Annotated in this window: 9 protein-coding genes; 1 reads left to right on the plus strand and 8 read right to left on the minus strand. The window is 38.8% G+C overall.

From position 1 onward, the window contains the following. Positions 1–311 precede the first annotated feature (311 nt). The 4 genes from EAL44_RS03045 to hopE all read right to left on the minus strand — a co-directional run bounded on the left by EAL44_RS03045 (position 312) and on the right by hopE (position 3,749). A complete protein-coding gene (locus EAL44_RS03045) occupies positions 312–1,214 on the minus strand; it encodes an SAM hydrolase/SAM-dependent halogenase family protein (protein ID WP_121074547.1) in 903 nt (300 codons plus the stop codon). Between the two features lie 242 nt (positions 1,215–1,456). Then, positions 1,457–1,801: a hypothetical protein gene (locus EAL44_RS03050; RefSeq protein ID WP_001022704.1), complete on the minus strand. Its 345-nt coding sequence runs from the start codon at positions 1,799–1,801 to the stop codon at positions 1,457–1,459. A 20-nt stretch (positions 1,802–1,821) separates the two neighbouring features. Next, positions 1,822–2,748, minus strand: coding sequence for a 16S rRNA (cytosine(1402)-N(4))-methyltransferase RsmH (rsmH, locus tag EAL44_RS03055; protein ID WP_121074550.1), 927 nt, complete (start codon positions 2,746–2,748; stop codon positions 1,822–1,824). A 179-nt stretch (positions 2,749–2,927) separates the two neighbouring features. Further along, positions 2,928–3,749 (minus strand): Hop family outer membrane protein HopE, encoded by an 822-nt coding sequence (hopE, locus tag EAL44_RS03060; protein WP_152034211.1) that lies wholly within the window; start codon positions 3,747–3,749, stop codon positions 2,928–2,930. A gap of 164 nt (positions 3,750–3,913) precedes the next feature. Here hopE and uvrA point away from each other — a divergent pair, with 164 nt between their 5' ends. Further along, on the plus strand, positions 3,914–6,739 hold the full coding sequence (gene uvrA, locus EAL44_RS03065; RefSeq protein WP_205585218.1) for an excinuclease ABC subunit UvrA: 2,826 nt from the start codon (positions 3,914–3,916) through the stop codon (positions 6,737–6,739). Positions 6,740–7,378: 639 nt separating this feature from the next. On the opposite strand, the gene EAL44_RS03075 is transcribed toward uvrA, so the two are convergent. The 4 genes from EAL44_RS03075 to gyrA form a co-directional block, all read right to left on the minus strand. Further along, positions 7,379–8,176 carry a hypothetical protein gene (locus EAL44_RS03075; RefSeq protein WP_121074559.1) on the minus strand — a complete coding sequence of 266 codons (798 nt, stop codon included), beginning with the start codon at positions 8,174–8,176 and terminating at the stop codon, positions 7,379–7,381. Between the two features lie 167 nt (positions 8,177–8,343). Next, positions 8,344–9,489 carry a transcriptional activator FlgR gene (flgR, locus tag EAL44_RS03080; RefSeq protein WP_121074562.1) on the minus strand — a complete coding sequence of 382 codons (1,146 nt, stop codon included), beginning with the start codon at positions 9,487–9,489 and terminating at the stop codon, positions 8,344–8,346. Beyond that, positions 9,489–9,959, minus strand: a complete 471-nt coding sequence (locus EAL44_RS03085) for a hypothetical protein (protein WP_162970334.1) — start codon at positions 9,957–9,959, stop codon at positions 9,489–9,491. Before EAL44_RS03085 ends, flgR begins: the two co-directional genes overlap by 1 nt. Next, positions 9,959–12,445: a DNA topoisomerase (ATP-hydrolyzing) subunit A gene (gyrA, locus tag EAL44_RS03090; protein ID WP_121074568.1), complete on the minus strand. Its 2,487-nt coding sequence runs from the start codon at positions 12,443–12,445 to the stop codon at positions 9,959–9,961. Before gyrA ends, EAL44_RS03085 begins: the two co-directional genes overlap by 1 nt. Between the last annotated feature and the right edge of the window lie 14 nt (positions 12,446–12,459).

Here is a 12,459-nt window from a genome sequence, read left to right on the forward strand (position 1 = left end):
AATAATAAAAGTGGGATGAATAGTTTTCTCATGGTTATCTCTTTTTAGTTTATAGTGTTTTTATTATACAATTTAAGGGAATGGTTTGTTTATTTTTTTCCAAAAATTAAAGTTTTAAAAGGGTTTAAAAGAGCTTTGTATTTCAAATAGAAACAAATCTTCAAAAATAAGCGTTTGTTTTAAGGCTAATTTATCATTAATTAGGTTATTTTAATAAAAACTTGACACTCAAAACCCTTAACCCCTAGCAAAAACTTGCACATCTTTAGCGGTTAGGGCGTTTCACGCCCCTTAATTTTCTAAAAAGCGCTTTATTTAGCGCACTTCTTTATATCAATATTCCATTCCGCTCCAGATTCAATTTGATATTTTTGCGCGAAATTATCCCTATTCAGCGCCACGGAAACATTCAACAAGCTGTTTAGATAAACCAACGGCTGGCCTTCTGGCACATTGCCAAAGCTCGCAACATACGGCATTTTCCCTTCGTATTGTTTCTTAGAACCTTTAAAAATCGTTACACACAGCGTGTCATTGAGTTTGATTTTTGCTTGATTGAGTAATTTATCGCTGATATTGCTCCAAACATTGCCATATTGAATATCCAAAATCGGGATATTGCCTTTCACTTCCCCTTTTGTGGCTTTCGCTTTTTGGTAAGGAATTTCAACGACTTTTGGGGGAAGCTCTGGCCCAACTTGCTCGAATGTGATCGCCCCAGAAGCCAAGCGTGCACCGGTGTAAGCATACACATCACGGCCATGGAAAGTGTAGGATTTTTCAGAACCTTTCAAGCGGTTAGTTTTTTCATCAATTTCACGCACGCTATCAATCCCCAAAGTCTGCGCCACCAAAGTCAGCGTGCCGTTATCCGGCGAGACGAAATACTGACCGTTTTTAGTTTTTAGCACCACCGATTTACGATTAGTGCCTACGCCCGGATCCACTACGCTCACAAATACCGAACCTTTTGGCCAATAACTGGCGGTCTGATACAAGCGGTAAGCGCCTTCCCAGATGTTATACGGGGGGATTTCGTGCGTTAAATCAAAGATTTTAAGATTAGAATCAACGCTGAAAGCGACGCCTTTCATCGCCGAGACAGCTCCGTCTTTTAGGCTAAAATCCGTTTGTAAAATCAAAGCGTTACTCGCACAAACAGACGATAACCCTATACACGCTGATAAAAACAACGCTAAAATCGTTTTTTTCATCTGTATTATTTCCTGAATAACAAAAGTGGAGTGAAGCGTTTTCTCATGGTTATCCTTTGTTGGATTAAAGTGCCTTTATTATACAATTTAAGGGGATTATTTGTTTGTTTTTCACAATTTAAAGTTTTTACAAGGGATTAAAATTTCGTATTGAAACAGAATTTTAAAATAAGTCTTTATGTTAAAATAATTTAAAATGATTTACCGCTAATTAGGCTCTCTTAAGGAGTAGGGGGTTTTATTTAAAACGCAATATCGCCAATGTTTTCACTATTCTCTATATAATATTTAAAACGCTCTTTTTCTAATTCGTTTTTTAGGATTTGTTGTTCTTCTAAAAGCAGGCGTTTTTGATCTTCTAGGGTGTTGATTTTACGGCTAATATAATAGATATTATTGCTCAAATAGATTTTAGGCGCTAATAAGGCTAAAAACGCGCCCCCAAAAACCAATACCCCTATTAAATTCATTAAAGAAAGACCATGCGAATTTTCATTTGCAGTTCCAGCGAATAATTCTTTCTTTTCGTCCTCTTCTATGCGCACAAAGCGTTCTTTTTCATTTGAAGAATGGGTTTTGATATTCATGGCTTACTCATATAACTTACTCATGGTTTGAATTGAAAAACCCTCATTTTAGCGCTTCGTGAACGCCTGTTGTTTTTAATTTCTTCTGGGCTTGGAGTGATGGGCTTTTTGGTTAAAATTGCGCCTAAAGCGTGGTTGTTAGAGCAAGTGCATTTGAAACTTGAAGGATCGCAAATGCAATTTTTAGCGTAATCTTTGAAAGCGTTTTTCACTAATGCGTCTTCTAAAGAATGAAAAGAAATCACGCACAAAATCGCCCCCTTAAGGTTTCTAGCGCTTTGTAAAAACTCTTTTAACTCTTCTAATTCGCTATTGACTTCTATGCGAACAGCTTGAAACACCAAAGTCGCTGGGTGGATTTTTTTATTTTTAGAAAAAGAGCTTAAAAACTCGCTCAAATCCTTAGCGTCTTTGAAGGGTTTTTTAGCGCGCCTTTCTGCAATTTTATGGGCGATTTTTTTGTATTCTTTGATTTCGCCATAGTCTCTAAAGATTTTTTCTAACGCTATTACAGGATAAGAGTTGATGACTTTTTGAGCGTTCAAATCGCTCTCTAAATCCATGCGCATATCCAAAGCGTGCGAGTGGAAATTAAACCCTCTGTTATCATCATCAAGCTGTAAGGAGCTCACCCCTAAATCCACTAAAACCCCCTTGATTCGATCGCCATGCATTTCTAGGGCTTCTTTAAAGCGTTTGGCAAAACCTCCGCTTAAGAGATGATAACGCCCTTCAAAGGCTTTCAATCGTTCTTTAGCGATTTCTTGAGCGAACTTATCTTTATCAATGCCAATGAGTTTCAGGTGCGGTTTTTGGGATAAAAGGGCTTTAGAATGCCCCCCTAACCCTAAAGTGCAATCAATCAAAACCCCTTCTTCTAAAGGCGTGAACGCTTGCAAAACTTCTTGCAACAAAACGCTTTGGTGCAGATTTTCTATTTCTTGCAAACAATCCCCTTAAAACCCCTAGATGAATTTTCCAAATGCCTACTCAATGGTATTGGTTTTGTTGGTTACGCTCAAAAGTTTCTTTATAATCAATCTTAGCTTTTTAAGATACGAAAATTCAAACTAAAATCCTTTTTAATAAAGATTAAAAAGGGCTTAAAGACACCCTTTTAAAGGGTTTAAAAAGTGTAGTTATACCCTAAATAAAGCGAATAATCCCGTTTCAAATGGTAATAAAGATTAGTAGCGTTAGGACCCGCACTCAAAAATTTATTGATGAGTAGCGGCACTCTCACGCCAAACTCTACACCATTATGCTTGTAGATATTGGCTCTCACCCCAAAATTCAACCATACTTGAAAAGCAACGGTCGAAGTTTTGGTGCTATAAGGAGCGTTAGGGTTACAATAAGTAGGGGTACAAACATCAGGACCTTTAGCTTCAATGATTTGCTCTTTCCAATAGTTTGCCGCTGAGCTTTTCCAAGTGTTACCGCCGATAGCGACCCCACCAAAAACACCAAAAGAAGCGTTATCGTTATCAATAATATCAGCTAACAAATCGCTCCCCACACCCCAAGAAACCATATCCAACTGGATTTTATTAGGCGCATAAACTTGCTTACCCAAATCGGCATGCCCATAATCAAAAAGCCCATACACTCTAAAACCAAACCACTTGCTTGTCATATCAAAAGACTTGAACTGGAAGAACTTCTTATAACCCACATTCAACCCAAGACCATTCAAAGCCCCATTAGCGTATTTAGCATGCCAATTGATATTGGTATGTCCTGGATTATACTTATTAGCGGTAAGACCTGGGGGGCAACCTACAACACTCCCTGTGCAATCCCCTGTATTATAAATATTACTATTCAAACGGGCCTGTCCAAGTTGATAATTAGTCCCTATATAAACACCATCACCTTCGGCTAACAACGAAGAGCTTAAAACTGCGGATAGAAGCCCTAAAGCTACAAACTTTTTCATAAATTCCATTCCTTTACATTCCTATCTTTAAAATTGTCTCATAAAATAATAGCATGTTTATCCTTAATCAAGCAAATATTTTTAACTCTTATGAATAAGAAATGATAATAAAACCATTCTTTTTTGAAGTATAATAGCTCCTTTTAATCCATTTTCTTATTTTAAGGAAACTCTTGCAACATAAAACCATTATGGATAAGATCATTATTCAAGGGGCTAGGGAAAATAACCTCAAAAATATCTTTTTAGAAATCCCTAAAAACCAATTTATTGTTTTTACCGGATTAAGCGGTTCGGGTAAATCCACTCTAGCGTTTGACACTTTATACGCTGAAGGCCAAAGGCGTTATTTAGAGAGTTTGTCTAGCTATGCTAGGCAATTTTTAGACAAAGTGGGTAAGCCTAATGTGGATAAGATTGAAGGCCTAACCCCTGCGATCGCTATTGATCAAAAAACCACTTCTAAAAACCCCAGATCCACTGTGGGGACGATCACTGAGATTTATGATTATTTAAGGTTGTTGTTTGCAAGGGTTGGGGAGCAATTTTGCCCCACATGTTTAGAGCCTATTAGTTCTATGAGCACAAGCGATATTATTTCTCAAATCTGTCATTTAGAAGAAAATTCTAAAATCATTATTCTAGCCCCCATTATTAAAGATAAAAAAGGTTCGTTTAACGATAAATTAGAAAGCTTGCGTTTGAAGGGGTATGTGAGGGCTTTTGTTGATGGGGTGATGGTGCGTTTAGATGAAGAAATCCATTTGCACAAAACCAAAAAACACACCATTGAAGCGGTGGTGGATAGGGTGGTTATTAATAGCGAAAACGCTTCACGGATCGCTAGCGCGGTAGAAAAAGCCCTTAAAGAAAGCTATGGGGAATTAGAAGTGGAAATCTTGCAAGACAACGCGCCAAGCATAAGGAAGCATTACAGCGAGCATAAAGCATGCTTTAAATGCAAGATGAGTTTTGAAGAATTAGAGCCTTTGAGTTTTTCCTTCAATTCGCCTAAAGGGGCGTGCGAGAGCTGTTTGGGTTTGGGGACAAAATTTAGCTTAGATATTAGTAAGATTTTAGATCCTAACATGCCTTTAAATCAAGGAGCGATTAAGGTGATTTTTGGGTATAACCGCAGTTATTACGCTCAAATGTTTGAAGGCTTTTGCGAATATAATGGCATTGATAGCGCGCTTTGTTTTAATGAATTGAATAAAGAGCAACAAGACGCTCTTTTGTATGGGAATGGCACTGAAATCAACTTTCATTTTAAAAACAGCTCTTTGAAACGCCCCTGGAAAGGCATTATCCAAATCGCTTATGACATGTTTAAAGAGCAAAAAGATTTGAGCGATTACATGAGCGAAAAAACCTGTTCTTCATGCAAGGGGCATCGTTTGAAAGCCTCTAGTTTGAGCGTCCAAGTCGCTGGCTTGAAAATAGCGGATTTTTTAACTAAGCCCATTGAAGAAGTCTATCATTTTTTTAATGATCCCACGCATTTTAGCTATCTTAACGAGCAAGAAAAAAAGATCGCTGAACCCATTTTAAAAGAGATTTTAGAAAGGGTGTTTTTTTTATACGATGTGGGGTTGGGGTATTTGACTTTAGGGAGGGATGCGCGAACGATTAGCGGAGGGGAGAGCCAAAGGATACGAATCGCTAGTCAAATCGGGAGTGGCTTGACAGGGGTTTTGTATGTTTTAGACGAGCCTAGCATTGGCTTGCATGAAAAAGACACGCTCAAACTCATCAACACCCTTAGGAATTTACAAAAAAAGGGGAACACGCTCATTGTCGTAGAGCATGATAAAGAGACGATTAAGCATGCGGATTTTGTTGTGGATATTGGGCCAAAGGCTGGAAGGCATGGGGGCGAAGTGGTTTTTAGCGGGAGCGTGAAAGAGTTATTGCAAAATAACCATTCTACCGCCTTGTATCTCAACGGCACTAAAAAGATTGAGCGCCCTAAATTTGAACTCCCTAAAGAAAAACATTTTTTAGAAATTAAAAATGTCAATATCAATAACATTAAGAATTTGAGCGTTCAAATCCCCTTAAAACAATTGGTATGCATTACTGGGGTGAGCGGGAGCGGTAAAAGCTCGCTGATTTTACAAACCCTTTTACCCACCGCTCAAACCCTTTTAAACCATGCTAAAAAAACTCAAAGCTTGAATGGGGTGGAGATTGTAGGGTTGGAGCATTTGGATAAAGTGATCTATTTAGACCAAGCCCCCATAGGCAAAACCCCACGAAGCAACCCTGCCACTTACACGGGAGTGATGGATGAAATCAGGATTTTATTTGCCGAGCAAAAAGAAGCTAAAATTTTAGGCTATAGCGCGAGCCGTTTTAGCTTTAATGTTAAAGGGGGGCGGTGCGAGAAATGCCAAGGCGATGGGGACATTAAAATAGAAATGCACTTTTTGCCTGATGTGTTAGTCCAATGCGATAGCTGTAAGGGCGCTAAATACAACCCCCAAACTTTAGAAATCAAGGTGAAAGGCAAATCCATTGCCGATGTGTTGAACATGAGCGTAGAAGAGGCTTATGAATTTTTTGCTAAATTCCCTAAAATCGCTGTGAAGTTAAAAACGCTTATAGATGTGGGCTTGGACTATATCACTTTAGGGCAAAACGCTACGACTTTAAGCGGGGGGGAGGCTCAAAGGATCAAATTGGCTAAAGAATTGAGTAAAAAAGACACAGGCAAAACCCTTTATATTTTAGATGAGCCTACTACCGGTTTGCATTTTGAAGACGTGAATCACCTTTTACAGGTTTTGCATTCTTTAGTGGCGTTAGGCAATTCCATGCTAGTGATTGAGCATAATTTAGACATTATCAAAAACGCTGACTATATTATAGACATGGGGCCTGATGGGGGGGATAAGGGCGGGAGAGTCATTGCGAGCGGCACGCCTTTAGAGGTGGCACAAAATTGCGAAAAAACCCAAAGCTATACGGGAAAATTTTTAGCTTTGGAATTGAAATAGCTTGCATTTGTTTGTAGAAATGATGTAAGGCTGAATAAAATAACAGACAGCCAAATATTAGAGAGCAAAAAATTACAAGGCTAGCGGCAGTAATAGCCACTTGATCATGCAAGAGTTAGCAAGAAAGCCATGCCTTTAAAATCCATCGCATGAGAGTTTGAAAAATGAGAAAATATTAAGGAAAATATAGACCAAGCCGACACTCTCTAATCATTACAGAAACGGCAATAGCGTCTCAAACCTTAATGGGAATAATCCCACCACAAACGAGTTTAAAACACAAGAGCCACAACGAATGAAGCAAGAAAAATACGCCATAGTTAAATCCATAATCGTGAGAGCGGGTGCTATTATTTTCGCCATGTAGCCCAAATTACAAGGAGTAGGGTTAAAAACCCCCTAAACCCACTATTTTTAGTCCCACACAAAAACTACTAATAAGGCTTTATTATCATTAAGTGTTAATCATAAATTATAAAAAATGCTAAAAAACATTTTTTTATAATCAATAGTAAAGAGTTTGATTTTAATTGCACGATAATTTTTGTAGTGTGGTCTTAGGGGTTAAAAAATGACTTTTAATTTAAAAAACTAATTAAGACCCAACAAGATTTTATTTATTATTGTTTTCCATCCGCCTTATAATCGCTTAATGGGATCTTTGTTGCCAAGAAGGTTGCCAAACAATGGCCCCCTCAACAACTCGTAAAACACCTTGCTTGTTATTTTAACGGCTGTTCTCTTTGAGGCTTTAAGATATTTGGGGAATTGCCTTTTAACTTCTCTATCAATCATAGACCCCCACTTTTTATAGCGGAATTTGATCAAAAATTCCGTTTCTCGTATCCGCTCTATTTGGTAACTCCTAAACCCAACCTCTAAATACTTTCTCATCAACCACTCAATGTTGTAAGGCCCTCTATCCAAAAAACGCCTGATATTTGCAGAATTGGTTTCATAATATATTGTAGGCTCGCCATTTTCAAGCAAATCAGCAAGAGTGGTGTTGTTATTATCAATCATAGGGGGCACATAAAACCCTAAACACTCATCAACCCCTAATTCCTTAATAATAAACAATCTGCAACTGATAAAATCACCATCCCTATCGTTAAGAACATCAATGATTTGATAAGAGCTGCCATACCCATAATAGATCGAGTGAGGTTTCTGTGGTTCTTTATTAGCCTTTAATCCATTAAATTCATCAAAAATACCCGCCATGAGATCATCATCATTTGCTAAAGCGGTTTTACTATTCAATCTAACAATCTTTTCCTCACTCAATTGAACAATCACTTCGTTAGTCTCTTGATTCACTCCAACACCAATCGCTCTATAGCCAAATCTATCCACTCTTTTACTCAATTTGTTACACAACAAACCATGCAATTCCTTGTTTTTTAATTGCTTAACCATAAAATCATTCGCTAACATAAAAACTCCCCATTAATTGAACCCCAATCTTTAAACCCTTTTAAGCAAAAATCCCAAATTAAGCGTTTCTAATAAATGCTTTTAATAACTCCATGAAATTATAGCGTGATCGCTCAAACTTATTAAACTTATCTGGTTGCAGATGATTTATAAAGAAGCCCTACAAACTACCTTTCCAAAAACAAATCTTTCTCTTGGATTTCTGTCCCTTCGCTTAAAATCGCCGCTCTTTCCACGACGCCTAAAAGCTCTCGCACATTCCCATGCCAAGAGTATTCTAAAAGGCGTTTTGCAGCGTTTTTTGAAAAAGATTTTGGCCCCAAATGATACGCCTCGCACACTTCTTTAAGCTTGATTTCAGCAATGGGTAAAATCTCTTCTACCCTCTCTCTTAAAGGCGCGATAGTGATAGGCACGATCTGCAAGCGGAAAAATAAATCCTCTCTGAATTCTTTCGCAGCGATTTTTTCTTTCATGTTAGCGTTGGTAGCGGAAATGAAACGAACATCAATTTTAACGCTCTTATTATCCCCAAGGCGCGTGATCTCTTTTTCTTGAACCACTCTTAAAAGTTTGCTTTGCAATTGAAGGGGCATTTCAGCAATTTCATCTAAAAAGATCGTGCCTTTATTAGCGGTTTCAAAAAGCCCCATTTTAGGCGCTGTGGCGTCTGTGAACGCCCCTTTTTGATACCCAAAAAGCTCGCTTTCTAATAAATGCTCTGGGATTGCGGACATGTTGATCGCTATAAAAGGGTGTTTGGAGCGCTGAGAATGCTGGTGGATGAAATGAGCAAAAACTTCCTTACCCACCCCGCTTTCGCCTAATAACATGACATTAGCGTCCGTGCTTGCGACTTTTAAGGCCTGCCGTTTGCTCTCTTCTAAAGCTTTTGAAGCGGCTAAAAAGCTGTGTTTGTGTGGTTTTTTTAAAGATTTTTCTAAAGGGTGTTTTTTTTGAAATTCTAAAACTTTTTTAGTGCGATAGATAGATTCTAAAAGCAATTCTGGTTTAAAAGGTTTTTGGAAAAAGTCTTTCACGCCTAAACGAATGGAGTCAATGGCTTTATTCAAGGTCGCATTACCGGTAATCACAATGGATTCATACTTGCCCTCTAAAAGGCGTAAAAATTCTAAGCCGTCCATATGGGGCATGTTAATATCCGTGATGACTAAATCAAAGCTCTCATCAAGTTTCGCTAAAGCGTCTTTAGGGTTTTTAAAACTCACAATCTCTAAATCGTCCTGAAGCTCAAAAAAAAGCTCCAGGCTTTTACGCATGTTAATATCATCTTCTACAATGGCGATTTTCATTATTCTTCCTTTCTAAAAATATCTAAAAACAGCGCATCTCCCACTAAACTTGCTTTAACACTTAAGGCTTTGAGGTTAAGAATGCTCGTGGTAGTGGTGCCGTTTTTATAGCTGTGATCATAATGCGTGATAGCGACTTGGCTTTTTAAAAGGCAGTCAATGACTCGCTCTTTTTCCTTTTTTAACGCTATTTCTAAAAGGAAGCGTTCTAGTTTGGTTTGGAGCAAGGGGTTTTTCAAATCGGGTAAGTTGCGAGTGATGATGGAGCAATGATAATCTAAAACATAGGGGGCTGTTTTAATGCGGCTAATTATAGGTTTAGAGACAGAATACTCTTCGCCCATCACCCTGGAATCAACGATTTTCAAGCGGTACGAAATTAAAAATTCTTGATCTTCTAGGGGGCTTAGGGCTTGCAAAGAAACCCCTAAAAAATAAAATAAAAAATAACAGAATGAAAAGAAACGCATCACTCAAACAAATTTTGCGCATGCGAGATTTCTAAATTTTCTGGCTCTTCTTCTTTAGGGCAAGAATTGACATACACGACTTTATCAGCGGTGTTTATGAGTTTTACCCCACTGGCATTTCTTCCGGTTTCTCTAATGTCTTTAATGGAAACTCTAATCATTTTCGCGCTCACAGTAAGAATCATCAAATCCAAGTTCTCATCATCCACGCTGATAACGCCCACCAAATTGCCGGTTTTTTGAGTGAGCTTCATGCCAATGACCCCCTTACCTCCACGAGATTGCTCTCTATACGCTTCGGCTAGAGTTTGCTTGCCAAGCCCGTTCTCGCTCACGCTTAAAAGCTTGTTGCCATCATCGCTAATGACGACCGCACCGACAACAAAATCATTTTCATTCAGCTTAATCCCTCTAACCCCACGAGTAGTTCTTCCGATCTCGCGCACATCTTCTAAAGGGAATTTAATGAACATGCCCAAATAAGATGCGATGAGCAAATGCTTAGCGTTTTTATCCACAACTTTTGCGCCCACTAATTCATCGCCTTCATCTAAAACAATCGCTCTGATACCGCTATAACTCCTATTACCGCCAAATTCGCTCAAATTGGTGCGCTTCACCACGCCATTTTTTGTGAAGAAAGCTAAAGAGCGTTCATCACTAAAGTCTTTAGTGCTTAGAGTCGCCATGATCTTTTCATCCGGAGCGAGCGAGATTAAATTCACAATGGCTTTACCCATAGCGATCCGGCTCGCTTCTGGGATTTTATAGACTTTCAAATGATACAATTGCCCCTTATTGGTGATAAAGAGCAAAATATCATGCGTGTTAGCCACAAAAAAGTTTTCAATGAAATCGTCTTCATAAGTGCTGCCTGAAAGCTTGCCTTTACCGCCACGATTTTGCTTTTCATAAGCTTTTAAATCCACTCTTTTCACATAGCCTTTATGGCTCATGCTCACCACCATAGGCTCATTAGCGATCAAATCTTCTGTGTCAATACTTTCGTAAGATTCTTGAATTTCAGTGCGCCTTGGAGAAGAAAATTGCTCTTTGACTTCTAAAAGCTCTGTTTTGACGACTTCATTCAAGCGATCTTCGCTCTTTAAAATGCCATTGAGATCATCAATAAGCTCTAGCAGGTTTTGGTATTCTTCTTTGATCTTATCCCTTTCAAGGCCTGTTAAGCGTTGCAAACGCATTTCTAAAATAGCTTTGCTTTGGATTTCGCTCAAAGTGAAACGCTCCATTAAGGCGTTTTTAGCCGCTTCTGGGTTTTGGCTTGTTTTAATGAGCTGCACGATTTCATCAATATTGTCCAAGGCGATCAAATAGCCCTCTAAAATATGCACTCTGGCCTTAGCCTTTTCCAATTCAAAAATCGTGCGTCTTATAATAATGGTTTTTCTGTGGTTTAAGAAAAGGCACAACAACTCTAAAAGCGTGAAAATCTTAGGCTCTTTATTGTAAATAGCGAGTAAAATGATGCTAAAAGTGGTCTCCATGGTGGTGAGTTTGTAAAGGTGGTTTAAGACAATTTCACTCATTGCGTCTCTTTTTAATTCAATCACCACTCTAATGCCCTCTCTATCGCTCTCATCGCGCACTTCGCTAATGCCTTCAATTTGTTTTTCTCGCGCTAAATCGCTGATTTGTTCCACTAATTTGGCTTTATTGGTTTGGAAAGGCATTTCATCTAAAACGATGATTTCTTTACTTTTCGTTTTTTCCACATGCACTTTAGCCCGCACTTTCACGCGCCCTCGCCCCGTTTTATAGGCTTCAATAATACCCGCCTTGCCATAAATGATCCCACCGGTGGGAAAGTCAGGCCCTTTGACAAATTCCAAAATTTCATCTAATTCAGCGTTAGGGTTTTCTAAGACATGAATTAAAGCGTCTATGATTTCATCAATCCTATGAGGGGGGATAGAAGTCGCCATCCCTACGGCGATCCCATTAGCCCCATTGACTAAAAGGTTAGGCAGACGGCTTGGTAGAATATCTGGCTCTTTTAAGGTGTCATCGTAATTAGGCACAAAATCAATGGTGTCTTTATCAATATCCCTTAAAATTTCTTCACTCGCCTTAGTCATTCTGGCTTCAGTGTAACGCATCGCCGCAGCGTTATCGCCATCAATAGAGCCAAAGTTGCCCTGCCCATCCACTAATTCCAAACGCATAGAAAAATCTTGCGCCATTCTCACTAGCGCATCATAAACCGCATTATCGCCATGGGGGTGGTATTTACCAATCACATCACCCACGATCCTAGCGCTTTTTTTGTAAGCGACTTTGGAAGTAAGGCCTAATTCATGCATCGCATACAAAATACGCCTATGCACAGGCTTTAAGCCATCTCTAGCGTCCGGTAAAGCGCGCCCTATGATCACGCTCATGGAATAGGCTAGATAGCTCTCTTCAATAGAAGAGTCAATCCCCACTTCTACAATATTTTTTGTTTCATTGACTAAATTATCTTGCATGTGTCTCCCTAAAA

Source organism: Helicobacter pylori, assembly GCF_003637685.1.
Taxonomy (GTDB): Bacteria; Campylobacterota; Campylobacteria; order Campylobacterales; family Helicobacteraceae; genus Helicobacter; species Helicobacter pylori_CJ.